General features: G+C 63.8%; 15 protein-coding genes. 4 read left to right on the forward strand and 11 right to left on the reverse strand.

Annotated elements, in window-relative coordinates:
* The first annotated feature begins 371 nt into the window (after window positions 1-371).
* Window positions 372-1,580 carry an HlyD family secretion protein gene (locus KUL97_RS00980; protein ID WP_217794883.1) on the forward strand — a complete coding sequence of 403 codons (1,209 nt, stop codon included), beginning with the start codon at window positions 372-374 and terminating at the stop codon, window positions 1,578-1,580.
* On the forward strand, window positions 1,577-3,739 hold the full coding sequence (locus KUL97_RS00985; protein WP_217794885.1) for a glycosyltransferase: 2,163 nt from the start codon (window positions 1,577-1,579) through the stop codon (window positions 3,737-3,739). The genes KUL97_RS00980 and KUL97_RS00985 overlap by 4 nt, the downstream gene beginning before the upstream one ends.
* A gap of 51 nt (window positions 3,740-3,790) precedes the next feature.
* Here KUL97_RS00985 and KUL97_RS00990 read toward each other — a convergent pair whose 3' ends face one another.
* On the reverse strand, window positions 3,791-4,222 hold the full coding sequence (locus KUL97_RS00990) for an NfeD family protein (RefSeq protein WP_217794887.1): 432 nt from the start codon (window positions 4,220-4,222) through the stop codon (window positions 3,791-3,793).
* A gap of 76 nt (window positions 4,223-4,298) precedes the next feature.
* On the opposite strand from KUL97_RS00990, the gene KUL97_RS00995 reads away from it, so the two are divergent.
* On the forward strand, window positions 4,299-5,213 hold the full coding sequence (locus tag KUL97_RS00995; protein WP_217794984.1) for a stomatin-like protein: 915 nt from the start codon (window positions 4,299-4,301) through the stop codon (window positions 5,211-5,213).
* On the opposite strand, the gene KUL97_RS01000 is transcribed toward KUL97_RS00995, so the two are convergent.
* The 6 genes from KUL97_RS01000 to era all read right to left on the reverse strand — a co-directional run bounded on the left by KUL97_RS01000 (window position 5,185) and on the right by era (window position 9,254).
* Window positions 5,185-6,381 (reverse strand): ATP-binding protein, encoded by a 1,197-nt coding sequence (locus tag KUL97_RS01000; protein WP_217794889.1) that lies wholly within the window; start codon window positions 6,379-6,381, stop codon window positions 5,185-5,187. The two genes, KUL97_RS00995 and KUL97_RS01000, sit on opposite strands and share 29 nt — an antisense overlap.
* 73 nt (window positions 6,382-6,454) lie before the next feature.
* Complete coding sequence (gene trmD / locus KUL97_RS01005) at window positions 6,455-7,153, reverse strand: tRNA (guanosine(37)-N1)-methyltransferase TrmD (protein WP_217794891.1); 699 nt, start codon at window positions 7,151-7,153, stop codon at window positions 6,455-6,457.
* 4 nt (window positions 7,154-7,157) lie between these two features.
* Window positions 7,158-7,643 carry a phycobiliprotein lyase gene (locus KUL97_RS01010; protein ID WP_217794893.1) on the reverse strand — a complete coding sequence of 162 codons (486 nt, stop codon included), beginning with the start codon at window positions 7,641-7,643 and terminating at the stop codon, window positions 7,158-7,160.
* A gap of 12 nt (window positions 7,644-7,655) precedes the next feature.
* Window positions 7,656-8,063 (reverse strand): type II toxin-antitoxin system VapC family toxin, encoded by a 408-nt coding sequence (locus KUL97_RS01015; protein ID WP_217794895.1) that lies wholly within the window; start codon window positions 8,061-8,063, stop codon window positions 7,656-7,658.
* 9 nt (window positions 8,064-8,072) lie between these two features.
* Complete coding sequence (locus KUL97_RS01020) at window positions 8,073-8,300, reverse strand: type II toxin-antitoxin system Phd/YefM family antitoxin (protein WP_217794896.1); 228 nt, start codon at window positions 8,298-8,300, stop codon at window positions 8,073-8,075.
* 30 nt (window positions 8,301-8,330) lie between these two features.
* On the reverse strand, window positions 8,331-9,254 hold the full coding sequence (gene era, locus KUL97_RS01025; RefSeq protein ID WP_217794986.1) for a GTPase Era: 924 nt from the start codon (window positions 9,252-9,254) through the stop codon (window positions 8,331-8,333).
* A gap of 113 nt (window positions 9,255-9,367) precedes the next feature.
* On the opposite strand from era, the gene KUL97_RS01030 reads away from it, so the two are divergent.
* Complete coding sequence (locus KUL97_RS01030; RefSeq protein WP_217794898.1) at window positions 9,368-9,907, forward strand: hypothetical protein; 540 nt, start codon at window positions 9,368-9,370, stop codon at window positions 9,905-9,907.
* Window positions 9,908-10,059: 152 nt separating this feature from the next.
* Here KUL97_RS01030 and KUL97_RS01035 read toward each other — a convergent pair whose 3' ends face one another.
* The 4 genes from KUL97_RS01035 to ffh all read right to left on the reverse strand — a co-directional run bounded on the left by KUL97_RS01035 (window position 10,060) and on the right by ffh (window position 13,868).
* Window positions 10,060-10,794 (reverse strand): Bax inhibitor-1 family protein, encoded by a 735-nt coding sequence (locus tag KUL97_RS01035; protein WP_217794900.1) that lies wholly within the window; start codon window positions 10,792-10,794, stop codon window positions 10,060-10,062.
* Between the two features lie 85 nt (window positions 10,795-10,879).
* Complete coding sequence (locus KUL97_RS01040) at window positions 10,880-11,875, reverse strand: PhoH family protein (RefSeq protein WP_217794902.1); 996 nt, start codon at window positions 11,873-11,875, stop codon at window positions 10,880-10,882.
* Window positions 11,876-11,887: 12 nt separating this feature from the next.
* Window positions 11,888-12,298, reverse strand: coding sequence for a 30S ribosomal protein S16 (rpsP, locus tag KUL97_RS01045; RefSeq protein ID WP_217794903.1), 411 nt, complete (start codon window positions 12,296-12,298; stop codon window positions 11,888-11,890).
* Window positions 12,299-12,395: 97 nt separating this feature from the next.
* On the reverse strand, window positions 12,396-13,868 hold the full coding sequence (gene ffh / locus KUL97_RS01050) for a signal recognition particle protein (protein ID WP_217794905.1): 1,473 nt from the start codon (window positions 13,866-13,868) through the stop codon (window positions 12,396-12,398).
* Between the last annotated feature and the right edge of the window lie 69 nt (window positions 13,869-13,937).

Consider the following 13,937-nt stretch of genomic DNA (forward strand, 5'->3'; position numbering starts at 1 on the left):
GTTGGTTTAGATCTCGCCGCAACGACTGTAGACATCGATCGGCGTTGTCTTCGAAGGTGGGGCGAACTCTTTGTCGTCTGGGCTTTCTGGGGTGGCTAGATCTGCTGGTTAGCGGATCCGTGAACTCTGGTTATTGTTTAGGATTGGATTCGCGAGCGCAGGTCGCGTGTCTTGAATGATTGCTCAACACCTGCCTTGGAGCCACGACGCGTCGCTTCTTGGGTGCTTAGCCAACGGGAGACGACGCAGATCCGAGCTCTCCCCTGCCTGGGTGGCCCGCCGCAGCGCTCCTTCTCGTTTGATCTTCTGGTCCATCCCTAACTTGCATTCCACTGGATGGATGTAACGATCCAAGGGGCAACGCCATGGTCATGAGCGAGCGCGAGCAGCAACCAGAGTCTTCCCCTGCGATCAGCAGCAAGGGCCAGCTCGTGGTGATTGGGCTGGCTACGGCTTTGCTGCTCACCGCCATCGGTGTGCTCCTGCATGCGCTCACCACCCGCTCCCGCGATGCTGTGGTGGAAGCCGACTTCATTGAGCTGAGCACGCCGATCAGTGGTCGCCTCGCGAGCCTCAAGGGAGAAACGGGCACGGCCGTGAGCCAGGGCGATCCCCTGGCGATGGTGGAGAACCCACGCGCCAGTGAGGCAGAGATCCGCCGCCTTGAAACCGCACTCGATACGGCTGAGGCCGACCAATTGACGATTGAGAAAGAGCTGCTTCAGCAGCGCCGATTGCTGGTGGACTTTGAGCGTGATGCCAAGGGGCAGCATCAGTTGGAGGTGGAGCGCAATCGCAATGAACTCGATCAGCTCCAGGCTGATCTGGCGCGGGAGCGTAAGGAACTGGCGTTCAGCCAGCGGGATCTGAAGCGGCAGGAGGAGCTCTATCGGGCCGGGGCCGTGGCTCAAAATGTGGTCGATCGAGCCCGCACCTCGCTAGAGACCAACCAGGAGCAGGTGCGCTCGCTGGAAGCCCGTATCCGTGCTCAGACCAATCGCGTTCAAGCTGCTGAGCGCAATCTGAATCTCGACCGCACCCGGGGCGGCACTGATCCGTTGCCGCGCCTGCAGGAGACCCGGATTCGCCTGGCTCAGCTCGAGGGCCAGATGGCAGGCCTTGAGCGCAAGGTTAAAGGCCTCAGAGGGCAGCTCAACACAGCGCGATTGCTCTACAAGCAGGAGCGAGACGTATGGATTGACTCCCCGATTCAGGGCGTGATTTGGAAGATCCTGTCTCGTGTTGGCGACACGCTCAAGCCAGATCAGCCCCTGCTGAAGCTTGTGAACTGCCAGCAACGCTGGGTGAATACCACGGTGTCGGAGTCTGACCTGCGACGTCTCCGCATCGGCACCCGCGCCAGAATCGATCTGATTGGTGAAGATCTTGATCTGAGCGGGTCTGTGGATTTGATCCGCTCCGGTGTTGGAAGGATCAGCGGACAGAACGACGACGCCGTGGCTCGACCGATCAACTTGGCCCGGCAGAGTGAGGTGCGGGTTCGAATCGATAGTGATGTACCAGCGCCTCCGAAAAAGCTCTGTTTTGTTGGTTATTCAGCCAGGGTGATCTTCCGGTGAGCACAACCAATCAACGCATTGGTCAGGCGTCTTGGCTGTTTTTGCTGATCGCGCTCACGTTGCTGCTCGGCGCAGTGGTGCTCGCTACCTCCGATGGCACCTGGCTGGATGGTCAACAGTTCAATCCACTCACCTTGCGCCAGCTGCCCGGACCCTTTCAGGCGGATGATCTCTGGAGCGATGTGCTGGCCCCCAGTGTGCTGGCTGGTATCGCCATCCTGGCCACGTTCTGGCTGCCCCGGCGGCCCTGGAGCTATGGATTGGTGCAGAGCGTGATGCTTTTGGTGTCGCTGCGCTACTTCGCCTGGCGCGCCACCACTCTCAACACCGCCCATCCCTTGAGTCTGATTTGCAGCGGCTTGCTGTTTGCTGTTGAACTGCTCTATTTGATCACCAGCGGCCTTCAGCTCTTCCCGTCACTGCAGTTTGCGCCGCACTTGAGTAGCCGACAGGCGGATCAGCTGGAGGGCTGGTTGGAACAACACACCCCCAGTGTGGATATTTGGATCCCCACCTACAACGAGCCCGCGCGCCTGGTTCGGCGCGCCATTCTCAGTTGCCGAAATCTTCGCTACAGCGCAATCACGATCACCGTTCTGGATGACGGCCATCGTCCGGAGATCAGAGCCCTGGCTGAGGATCTTGGGGTCAACTACCTCAGCCGCGACGGTAATGCGCACCGCAAAGCCGGCAATCTGAATCACGCCTTGGCCCACACCAAGGCGGAGTTGATTGCTGTCTTCGACTGCGACTTTGTGCCGTTTTCAGGCTTCCTGGAGCGCACCTTGGGCTTTTTCAGTGACCCTTCAGTAGCGCTTGTGCAAACTCCCCAGCACTACTTCCAGGCTGAGTTCCACAATCGCAATCTGGGGCTCGATGTGGTCATGCCCAGCGATCTTGATTATTTCTTCCGCTATCTCCAAGTGGTCCGTGATCGCTCTAATGCGGTGATCTGTTGCGGCACAAGCTATGTGGTGCGGCGTAGTGCCCTTGAGTCAATTGGGGGCTATGTAACCAGCTGCTTGATTGAGGATCATCAGACCAGTACAAAGCTGCTCACCCGTGGCTGGACGATTCGCTATCTCAATGAAGTGCTGAGCATGGGTGAGGTGCCGCGTAGCTTCGCTGACTTTCTCGATCAGCGGCTTCGCTGGATGCAGGGCAATATTCAGATCTTCTTTCGGCCTAAGGAGCTGCCCATTTGGTCGACCCTCAAGTCGATGCAGCTGTCGTTCTATATCAGTCTCGCGATCAGCTTACTCACGCCGTTCTGGAGACTGGTTTATCTGCTGCTTCCTTTGTGGAGTTTGATTCTGGGCTTCACGTTGATTGCGGCACCGCCGATCGAATATATCTCCTATGGGCTGCCTTTTGTTTTGCTCCTGCATAGCTTGCCGAGCTGGCTCAGCGACTACCACCAGTATCAATTCTGGAATGAGGTGTATGAAACGCTGTTCTGCTTTCCAGGCTTCAAGCGCATGCTCCAGGTGCTGCGCCACCCTTTTATGATCTATGGCGGGATTGTAACGCGTAAGGATTCCGGAGCTTCTCAGCAGAGCTTCAATCTTGGGCTGATCTGGCCGATCGCGCTGTTGCTGGCAACTCTGGCTATAGCGATTCTGTTCCGTTTTGTGATTCCTGTCGCTCTTGGCGATTGGAATGCCTGGCGGCCTACTTATGAGGGCGAATCGTTGATGCTGAGTTGGAACATCTACAACGGCATCGTTTTGGCGGTGACCTTGCTTGCCTGTATTGACCAGCCGATCCGCAGGGCCACCGATCGTTTCCCGATCCGCCGAATCGGCCGTGTGTTGATGGATGGTCGAGAGCTGTGGGGGACCACCGTTGACCTCTCGGAGGAAGGCGCGGCTTTTGCGCTCCAACAACCTTCTTCCGACCTCCAGCTTGGCGAAGTCACCTTGGAGCTCATGGAGCCACCACTGCGTTTACCGGCGCGCCTGGTTCGTGCTCAGGGCCAGAGCCTGGCCCTGCAGTTCCATCGCAACGACGCTGTAATCGATGCTGCGCTCATCAGTTTGATCTACGACGGCCGTCACTGGTTTCACCGTCCCAGGCGCTTACACACGATTGACGCCTTTCTGCGGTGGATTGGAGCGTTGATCAGGCCAGATCCAATTCTTAAACGGTTTTCCGGTTGATTGAGCCTTGCTGGTGAGGAGTTTCGGCTGTGGTGGCTCACGTCTGGTGGCTCACTCCTCGCTGAGCACCTGCAGCCTGTTGCCATCGCGACCCATCACCAGCACTGCTTCGCCGGGGGCGAGGGGGCGCTTGGGATCGAGATTGGTGGCGGCCCAGCTCTGGCCCTGCCAGCGCACACGCCCGCTCACCTCGCTGCCGTTGAAGCCGCTGATCACCGTGGCCTGTTCGCTGGCGCCGCTGGCCGGAATCGAGCGCTCCCGTCGCCGCGACCAGCGCTGCAGCAACACCAGGATCCCCGCCGTACTGCCTGCAAACAGCAGCAGCTGCCCTGCCAGCGCCATTCCCGGCAGCAGTGCTGCGAGCACCGACAGCCCCAGGGCGGCCAGTGCGCCCGCCAGCAGCCCATCGAACTCCGCGCCGAGCCATTCGGCTGCCAGCAGGGCCAGGGCGAACAGAAACCAGATCAGCGCAGCGGGAACCATCGCGTCGCCAGGGCATAGGGGATGCGGATCTGCCCATGCTGCCTAGCTTGAAGCCAGCGCGCCCGCTTGTTTGCCTGTGGAAACCCTCTTCGGCCTGCCGGCCCTGGCGGTGATTGCCTTGCTTGGCATCAACGGCGTGAAGGTCACCAGCGGCGGCCAGTCGCGGCTGGTGGAGCGGCTGGGCAAATACGACCGCCAGCTGCAGCCAGGACTGTCGTTTGTGCTGCCGGTGGTGGAGCGGGTGGTGAGCCACGAATCGCTGAAGGAGCGGGTGCTCGATATCCCGCCGCAGCAATGCATCACCCGCGACAACGTGGCGATCGAGGTGGATGCGGTGGTCTATTGGCAGCTGCTGGAGCACTCCCGCGCCTATTACGCCGTTGACAATCTCCAGGCGGCGATGGTGAATCTGGTGCTCACCCAGATCCGCGCCGAGATGGGCAAGCTCGATCTCGATCAAACCTTCACCACCCGCCAGGAGGTGAACGAGGCCCTGCTGCGCGAGCTGGATCAGGCCACCGATCCCTGGGGCGTGAAGGTAACCCGCGTTGAACTGCGCGACATCCAACCCTCCCGCGGCGTGCAGCAGGCGATGGAGCAGCAGATGACGGCCGAGCGCGAGAAGCGCGCCGCGATCCTGCGCTCCGAAGGTGAGAAGGAGTCGCAGCTCAATGCCGCCCGCGGCCGGGCCGAGGCGTTGGTGCTCGATGCCAAGGCCAAACAGGAGGCGCTGGTGCTCGAGGCCGAAGCCCAGGCCCAGCAGCAAACCCTGCTGGCCCAGGCCCGCGCCGATGCCGCCACCCGCCTGGCGGAAGCGATGCAGGCCAACCCCCAGGCCGCTGAAGCGATCCGCCTGCTGCTCGCCCGCGACTGGATGGCCATGGGTGAGCAGATGGCCCAGGCCCCCGGAGGCAGCGTGCTGATGGTGGATCCTCAGAGTCCGGCTTCGCTGCTCACGGCGCTCAAGGGCCTGCAGAAGCCGCAGGGCTGAGGCCCAGCCACGCACCTGCTTCCTGGGCAGGCAGCACCTGCACATCCTGCAGTGGGTAGGGATTGGAGGCCCGGCAGACCAGGGCACAATCCGCCACCGATCCCTCCGGCAGCAACGCGCGCACCTTATGCAGAGCGCGCGCGGCCTTGGCATCGGGCTGCTCACTCCACTTCACATCCGCCAGCCAGAAACGACCACCGCGGTGCATCACCAGATCCACTTCCTGGCTGCGGTCTCGCCAGAAGAAGAGCGTGTTGTTTTGCCCGCAAGCCTGTTGCTGCCTGAGGAGATCGTTCACCACCCAGCTTTCCCAGATGTTGCCGAGCAAAGGTGAATTGAGGAGATCGGTTTGGGAGTGCAGCCCCATCAGAAACATCAGCAGCCCTGAATCCTTGAGATAGAGCTTTGGGCTCTTGCTCAGCTGGCGCGTGCCGTTGGAAAACCAGGGTTCCAGCAAGTGCACCTGCCCGCTGCGTTCCAGCAACGACAACCAGATCCCTGCTGTGGAGTTGCTGATGCCCACATCGCGAGCCAATTCGGCTCGATTCAGAAGCTGAGCGGAGCGCAGCGCTGCAGCGCGCAGAAACCGTTCAAAGTCGCGCAGGCTGTTCACCTGCAGCAGGCTGCGCAGATCACGCTCCAGATAAGTGGCCACGTACGACGCCATGTAGTCGGCGGGATCGATGGCACGGTTGGCGTGGAGTTCTGGAAACCCTCCTCGTTGGATCAGATCCAGCGGGTTGAACTCCGGATACAGCGGCCTGAGCTCGGCAGAGCTGAGCCCCCCCAGTTCCACGATCGAGGCACGGCCGGCCAGGCTTTCGCTCACGCCTTGCATCAGCGCAAAGGGCTGAGAGCCGCTCAGGAGATACCTCCCGTGGCTTGAACGGTCCTCGTCCACCACCAGCTTGAGATGGCGAAACAGGGATGGGGCGTATTGCACCTCATCCACGATCAGAGGTGCCGGGTGCCGCTTCAGAAAGGCAATGGGGTCTTGATCTGCCTGACTGGCTTCGCTGGGTAGGTCCAGCGTCACGTAATGGTGATCGGGGAACAGACGCCGCAGCAGTGCTGTCTTGCCGGTTTGGCGGGCACCTGTCAGCACCACCACCGGCCGGCTGGCAGCAAGCCGTTTCAGGCGCGGACTAATGGAACGCTCGATCCACATGTGCAAATCGTACGGTTGGATCGAACGATTTGCGCGATTTGGGTCGTGGTCTGGTGGCGGTGGCTCGCTCTTGTTACTGCTGCTGTTGCTGTGCCTGCCAGCGGGCGTAGAGATCGGGGCGGCGCTGCTGGGTGCGCTCCTGCTGCTGTTGGGATCGCCAGCGGGCGATGGCGCCGTGGTCGCCGCTGCGCAGCACATCGGGCACGGTCATGCCGCGGAAGTCGGCGGGGCGGGTGTAGTGGGGGTGCTCCAGCAGCAGGGCGCTGTGGCTCTCCTCCTCCAGGCAGGCTTCGGTGCCCACGGTGCCGGGTAGGAGGCGCACTACCCCGTTGATGATCGTCATCGCCGGCAGTTCGCCGCCGGTGAGTACGAAATCACCGATCGACACCTCTTCATCGGCGAGGGCGCGGATGCGCTCATCGAACCCTTCGTAGTGGCCGCAGAGAAACACCAGTTGCTCGTAGTCGCTCGCCCAGCGGCGCAGATCGGCCTGCTCCAGCGGTTTCCCCTGAGGGCTCATCAGCAGTACCCGCCGGCGTGGCAGCACTGGGATCGCTTCCACCGCCGCATACACCGGCTCGGGTTTGAGCACCATCCCGGCGCCACCGCCGTAGGGCTCATCGTCCACCTTGCGGTAGCGATCAGTGGCGTAATCGCGCGGGTTGTGCACCTGCAGCTCCGCCCGGCCGGCGGCGAAGGCGCGGCCGATCACCCCGAGGCCCTGGAGCGGCGCGAACGCCTCCGGGGCCAGGCTCACCACATCGAGGCGCATCGGATCAGGCTGCTGCTGCCGGGCTGGCGGCCGCTGGCTTGCTTACCCGGCGGATTTCCGAGCTGAAGCTGGCGCGGCCAGGGGTGCCGTCGGCCGGCTGCTCGATCGTCGAGCGCAGGCGCAGGTTGGGCTTGTTGAACCAGATGCGCTCGCGTAGCTCGCTGCCGCCCTGCTGCACCACCAGCTCGAGGCTGCCGTCGGGCCAGAGGGTCCAGCTGCCCTGCTGATCACCAGCGCTGAAGCTGCCATCAGCCGCAAACAGGAGTTGCCGCGCCGGCTGATCTTTCGGGCCCACGCTCAAACCGCCCGGCGCACCCTCCAAATAACGCACCACCAGCTCACCACGCTCGCTGCTGTGCCATTCATCACCCTCGCCCGCCTCAGCAGCGCCGCCGAGCACGAAGCGTGAACGCAGGCTCATCCACTCGCCTTCGCAAAAGCGCAGAAAGGCCTCGATCGTGGCGGGGGGGAAGTTGGCGGGATCGCTCATCGCTGGATTCTCTCAGTTCTCTCCTCGGCCCACCCAGCGGACCTGGGGCCCGTAGCCCTCGAGCGTTCGATCGGCGGTGAGGAGCTCGAGCTCGTTGGAGATCGCTTGCGCCACGAGGAGGCGATCAAAGGGGTCGCGGTGCAGCCAAGGCAAATGCTGCACGGCTAGGCAATGCTCAGCCTCGATCGGGAGCTCTTGAAAGCCTTCGCGCAGGAGTCCCTGGCGCAGTTGGTCTGCATCAACGGCAAACCCTGGTTTGTTCAAGGAGGTTTTGATCGCCACCTCCCACAGGCTGGCCACGCTGAACAGGGCGGAGTTCTTGCGGTTTTCGAGCTCAGTGATGAGCCATCCGGGAAGCCGCTCGGGTGTGATGGCCAGCCACAGCAGGAGCTGGGTATCCAGCAGTGGTGATGCAGTCATGCCGCCAGCTCAAGCAAACATTGAGCTGATCTCTTCGGCGAACCCGTCCTTGAGATCGGTCGTCGCCACGGCGCTGCTTTGAAGGAAGCCGAGCTTGCGGCGACGAGGGGTGTCGTCGATCGGCACGAGGCGCACGAGAGCTTTCCCGGCGCGAGCGATCACCACGTCTTCGCCATCCAGCGCCTGCTCCACGTAGCGGGAGAGGTTCGTCTTGGCGTCGTGAAGATTCACTTGCATGAGATCAACTTAGCCGCCTTGGCGGCTAAGTCAGCTGTCGCCGCGGTAGCCCAGTTCCGCCAGGCGGGAGGCGCTGCGGCGCCAGTTGGGCACCACCTTCACGAATAGCTCCAGATACACCGGCCCGTTGATCAGCTTCTGCATCTGCTGGCGGGCGCCGCTGCCGATCTCCCGCAGCATCCGGCCGCCCTTGCCGATCAGGATTCCCTTCTGGCTGTTGCGCTCCACCAGCACCGTGGCAAGCACGGCCGTGCGAGGGCCGTCGTCGACGATGCGCTCGATCTGCACGGCCACGGAGTGGGGCACCTCCTCACGGGTGTGCTGCAGCACCTGCTCACGGATCAGCTCCGCCAGCAGCAATTGCTCCGGCTGATCGCTCACCGCATCGGGCGGGTAGAGATGCGGCCCTTCGGGCAGGGCGGCCGAGAGGGTCTCCACCAGGCCACTGGTGCCATCGCCGGTGAGGGCGCTCACCGGGTGCAGGGGCCAGTCCCCCACCAGCTCGCGGTAGCTGGCTTCCAGTTCTGCGGCCTGGGCCGGATCCACCAGGTCGTGCTTGTTGAGCGCAACGTGCACGGGCGCACGCGCATGGCTCAGCAGTTCCACGATGAAGCCATCGCCGCGGCCCGCCGGCTGGCTGCCATCCACCAGCAGCAGCACCAGATCCACCTCGCCAATGGCACCGCGGGCGGTTTGCACCAGGCGTTCGCCCAGTAGGTGGTGGGGTTTGTGGATGCCGGGGGTGTCCACCAGCACCAGCTGAGCGGTGGGGGTGGTGAGGATGGCCCGCAGGCGATTGCGGGTGGTTTGGGCGATGGGGGAGGTGATCGCCACCTTTTCGCCCACCAATTGATTGAGCAGGGTGGATTTGCCCACATTCGGCCGGCCCACCAGCGCCACGAAGCCGGATCGAAAGCCTTCAGGGCTCTGGCCAAGCTCAAAGCCACCGGCCATTGCCTCGGCGGGCAGATCACCCAGATCCGGGAACGGCGGGAATGAGTCGTTGGGGGGGCTTGGCTCCATAACCTCACCTTGGCAGCCCGCCGTTCGATCGAATCTCTGCGTTGATGACTGAGCCCGCCACTGACACCACACCGCTGCAGCCCACCTTCCAGCAGGCCATGGAGATCACGGCCCAGTGGTTGGCGCTCTGGGACAACGGTGAGCTGAGTGATGAGGTGCTCGCTGATCGGGTGGCCGAGATGGTGGCGAGCCGGGATGGGGCGCGGGGCTTTTTTGTGGTGTCGCTGGCGGGGGACAGCCCGCTGATGGATCGGCTGCCCGATCCGGTGGTGCTGGCGCTGCGCCAGGCGGGGGATGGCGTGGTGGATCTCACGGCCCGCAACCTGGCGATGAGCACGGCGATGGCCCTGCACCACGGGCGCAGCGGTGATGCCGGCCAGCAGGGCGGATCGGAGCGGGTGCAGCTGCGCTGCACGGAACTGCTGCGCCTGCTGGAGCCTGGTGCTGTGAAGGAGCGGCTGGAAACGCTGCTGGAGGGCACCGCCGGCCGCGGCGACGATGTTGGCTTCCTCGATCGCTGGGGCTACGACGCCGACCAGCGCGCCGCTATCGCCGACGCGGTGCTGGCCGTGGCTGAGGGCTGACTCCGCGGGTCTGTCCCTGGTGTGTCTGGAGTGCAGTGTCCGGCTTGGGATATCCATGGATATCCGGAGTTGGACACTGCTGCGGCACAAAAAAAGCACCCCTGCTTGGGGTGCTTTGAGCTGGAGCCGACGGGCTCTGGCGATGGATTCACTCAGTCGCGGCGACCGCCGCCGTTGAGGGCGATCACCAGGCGCAGGATGAAGATGAACAGGTTGATGTAGGTGAGGTACATGCCCAGGGCGCCGGCCAGGTACTGGTCGTCGCTGTAGGTGCGGGGCATTGTGTAGAAATCAACGAAGGCAGCGCCCACGAAGATCACGGTGCCGAAGCCGGCGATCATCAGCTCGAAGCCGCCCATGCCGAAGCCGGGCACGAAGATGCCGCCCACGATCTGCACGACCATGGCGATCACCAGGCCGAGGATGCCCAGGCCCACCACGCCGCTCAGGGCCTGCCCCACGTTGTCGCTCATGCGGCGGCCCATCACCGAGGCGGCCACGAAGGTGATGCCAGTGGCAAGAACGGCGGTGCCGATGGCCCCAACGCCGGCGACGGCGGTGGCATAGCTCACCAGGCCGCTCAGGGTGAAACCGGTGATCAGGCTGTAGGCCGCCAGCAACGGCAGGGCCGTGCTGTTGTTGCCCTTCATGGCCACGTTCTGGGCCACGAAGAACAGGATGAAGTTGCCGATCAGCGCCACCCAGAACAAGGGCATGAATGCGGCGGATTTGGCCGCGAGCATCGCCATTCCGGCGAAGACGCCACCGGCGGTGAGCACCATGCCGCCGCCCACGTAGGGCAGGGCCTTGTTGACCACATTGGGGCCCACCAGCGCGCTCGATTGAGCCTCGCGGATGGCCTCCTGGAAATTGCTGCTGGCCGGCATGGCTCAGGAAGGAAGACTCACTCCATCCTGCCAGCGCTTTTTCGCTAGTGGGATGAAGTGAAAACCGCAGTGGGTGCGGATCCCCCTATTCGCGGCGCCGCGGGGTGCTGCGGTGTTCATCACGGCTGGCGTAGGCATTCACCAGCCGCTGCACCAAGGGATGGCGCACCACATCGGCGGCGGTGAGCCGGCAGATGGCGATGCCCTCCACCCCCTCAAGCACCTGAGCCGCTTCGATCAGGCCGCTGAGTTGGCCGTGGGGTAAATCGATTTGGGTGGGGTCGCCGGTCACCACCATGCGCGAGCCTTCACCGAGGCGGGTGAGCACCATGCGCATCTGAGCGGTGGTGGTGTTCTGGGCTTCGTCGAGGATCACGAAGGCATCGGCGAGGGTGCGGCCGCGCATGTAGGCCAGCGGCGCCACCTCAATCACGTTTTTCTCGATCAATGCGGCGGTGCGCTCCTGGCCCAGCAGGGTGTGCAGCGCGTCGTAGAGGGGGCGCAGATAGGGATCCACCTTTTGCTGCAGATCACCCGGCAGAAAGCCGAGGCGTTCGCCGGCTTCCACAGCGGGGCGGGTGAGGATCAGCCGCTCCACGCGCCGCTCCTGCAGGGCGCGCACGGCTTGCACCGCGGCCAGGAAGGTTTTGCCGGTGCCGGCCGGGCCGAGGGCCAGGGTGAGGTCGTGGCGCTCGATCGCCTCCACGTAGGCCTTTTGTTTGAGTGTGCGCGGGCGCAGCAGTTTGCCGCTTTGGCTGCGGGCCAGCACCTGCTTGCCCAGCTGCTGATGCTCCTCCCCGCGGCCCGTATCAAGCGCGGTAAGGGCCGTTTGCACATCCACCTGGGTGATGGCCTGGCCTTCCTGCCAGAGGGGACGCAGCAACTCCACCAAGCCAGCGGCCCGCTCCAGCTGGGTGGGGCGGCCGCGCAGTTGCAATGACAAACCCCGCAACACCAGCGAAGCACCAGTCAGGGCTTCGAGGCGATGCAGGGTGGATTCGGCCTCGCCGGCCAGCGCCATGGCGGCGTCCTGGTCGGGGAGGTCGATGCTGAAGTGGGTGAGGGTGTCAGCCCCGGACATGGGGGCTCAGCCTCAGGCTTCCGCTGCTTCTTCGGCGGGAGCTTCTGCGGCAGCAGCAGCAGCCTCAGCGGCGGCAGCAGCTTCAGCAGCCTTGGCTTCGGCTGCTTCCTTGGCGGCCTGCTTGGCAGCGGCTTCGCGGGCAGCGGCCTGCTTCTTCTGGCCGATCACCACGGAAGGACGCACCTTCTTCTCCACCAGACCGCCGCGCTCGAGCAGGGTGAGCACGCTGTCGGTGGGTTGAGCGCCCTGTGCCAGACGGGCACGGATCGCTTCAGTGTCGAGACGGGTCTCTTTGGTGCGGGGGTTGTAGAAGCCCAGCTCCTCGAGGGGGCGACCGTCGCGGCGGGAGGTGCTGTTGCAGGCCACGAGGCGGAAGCTCGCTTCCCGCTTCTTACCGAACCGCTTCAGGCGGAGCTTGATCATCGTGGCCTTGCCTTGCTGACTGGATAAGGGGTGCGTGATCCGTTGGAGGCGGAATCGCGCGCCAAACGACCACAATACTCTTTGGGGTGAACCCCCTCTAGAGCTCGCCGAAGCCTTTGCGCTTCTTGGCCGGTTTGGGCGCTTTGGGCATGCCACCGCCGCCACGCCCGGGCATGCCACCGCCCATGCCACCCATGCCGGGCATCCCAGGGAAGCCACCCATGCCGGGGAAGCCACCGCCCATGCCAGGCATGCCGGGCATGCCGCCGCCGCGGGTCATCTGCTGCATGAACCCGCGCATCTGCTGGAAGTTCTGCAGCACCTTGTCCACATCCGAGGGGCTGTGGCCGCTGCCGCTGGCGATGCGGCGCCGGCGGGAGGGGTTGGCGGCCAGCAGATCGGGGTCGCGGCGCTCGGCCTCGGTCATCGAGCTGATCATCGCCTCGATCTTCTTGAGCTGCTCCTCGCCCTGCTTGAGTATGCCGTCGTCGATCTTGTTCATGCCGGGGATCAGCTTCATCAAGCCCCCCAGCGAGCCCATGCGCTTGATCAGGCGCATCTGCTGCACGAAGTCCGAGAAGTCAAAGGTTGCTTCCTGGAGCTTCTGCTGCATCTTGGCCACATCGGCCAGCTCCACCTCCTTCTGGGCCTTCTCCACCAGGGTGAGCACGTCACCCATGCCGAGGATGCGGCTGGCCATCCGCTCGGGGTGGAAGGGCTGCAGCGCCTCCACCTTCTCGCCGGTGCCGATGAACTTGATCGGCGCGCCGCTCACCTTGCGGATCGAGAGGGCGGCGCCACCGCGGGAGTCGCCGTCGAGCTTGGTGAGCACGGCGCCGGTGATGCCTACCTGCTCGTGGAAGGCGCGGGTGAGCTCGGCCGCTTCCTGGCCGATCATCGAATCCACCACCAGCAGCACCTCATCGGGGCTGCAGGCCTCGCGGATCCGCACCATCTCCTCCATCATCGATTGATCGATCTGGAGGCGGCCGGCGGTGTCCACCAGCACCGTGTCGAAGCCTTCTTCTTTGGCCTTGGCGATGCCAGCGGCGGCGATCGCTTCGGGCTTGGCCTCGGTGCCGAGGCTGAACACCTCCACGCCGATCTGGCCGCCCAGCGTTTTCAGCTGATCGATCGCCGCCGGGCGATACACGTCGGCACCCACCAGAAGCGCCTTGCGACCCTGCTCCTTGAGGTGCAGGCCGAGCTTGGCGGTGGCGGTGGTTTTACCGGCGCCCTGCAGGCCCGCCATCAGCACCACCGAGGGCTCACCCGCTTTGCCGCCGGCAGCGAGGGGTGCGTTTTCGCCGCCCATGGTGTCCACGAGCTGCTCGTGCACCACCTGGATGAACTTCTGATCCGGGCTGATGCCGCGCACCACTTCGGTGCCAAGGGCTTTTTTGCGGACTTCGTCCACAAAGTCCTTCACCACCGGCAGGCTCACATCGGCCTCCAGCAGCGCTCGGCGCACCTCCTTCAGGGCGCCATCCACATTGCTTTCGCTGATCGAGCCCTGGCCGCGCAGGTTCTTAACCGCGTCTTCAAACCGCTGGGAAAGCTCGTCGAACATCAGATACGCAGGCGGCTAAGGGGCTGGCGGCAGCAGCCGCATTGGCCGCGATCGTAAAAAGTCGTGGCG

This window comes from Synechococcus sp. HK05 (genome assembly GCF_019104765.1).
In the GTDB taxonomy this organism is placed as follows: Bacteria; Cyanobacteriota; Cyanobacteriia; order PCC-6307; family Cyanobiaceae; genus Vulcanococcus.

Coding starts and splice junctions, on each gene's coding strand:
- KUL97_RS00980 (WP_217794883.1), top strand. CDS start 372: ATGAGCGAGCGCGAGCAGCAACCAGAGTCTTCCCCTGCGATCAGCAGC.
- KUL97_RS00990 (WP_217794887.1), bottom strand. CDS start 4,222: ATGGTTCCCGCTGCGCTGATCTGGTTTCTGTTCGCCCTGGCCCTGCTG.
- KUL97_RS01000 (WP_217794889.1), bottom strand. CDS start 6,381: ATGTGGATCGAGCGTTCCATTAGTCCGCGCCTGAAACGGCTTGCTGCC.
- trmD (WP_217794891.1), bottom strand. CDS start 7,153: ATGCGCCTCGATGTGGTGAGCCTGGCCCCGGAGGCGTTCGCGCCGCTC.
- KUL97_RS01010 (WP_217794893.1), bottom strand. CDS start 7,643: ATGAGCGATCCCGCCAACTTCCCCCCCGCCACGATCGAGGCCTTTCTG.
- KUL97_RS01015 (WP_217794895.1), bottom strand. CDS start 8,063: ATGACTGCATCACCACTGCTGGATACCCAGCTCCTGCTGTGGCTGGCC.
- KUL97_RS01020 (WP_217794896.1), bottom strand. CDS start 8,300: ATGCAAGTGAATCTTCACGACGCCAAGACGAACCTCTCCCGCTACGTG.
- era (WP_217794986.1), bottom strand. CDS start 9,254: ATGGCCGGTGGCTTTGAGCTTGGCCAGAGCCCTGAAGGCTTTCGATCC.
- KUL97_RS01030 (WP_217794898.1), top strand. CDS start 9,368: ATGACTGAGCCCGCCACTGACACCACACCGCTGCAGCCCACCTTCCAG.
- KUL97_RS01035 (WP_217794900.1), bottom strand. CDS start 10,794: ATGCCGGCCAGCAGCAATTTCCAGGAGGCCATCCGCGAGGCTCAATCG.
- KUL97_RS01040 (WP_217794902.1), bottom strand. CDS start 11,875: ATGTCCGGGGCTGACACCCTCACCCACTTCAGCATCGACCTCCCCGAC.
- rpsP (WP_217794903.1), bottom strand. CDS start 12,298: ATGATCAAGCTCCGCCTGAAGCGGTTCGGTAAGAAGCGGGAAGCGAGC.
- ffh (WP_217794905.1), bottom strand. CDS start 13,868: ATGTTCGACGAGCTTTCCCAGCGGTTTGAAGACGCGGTTAAGAACCTG.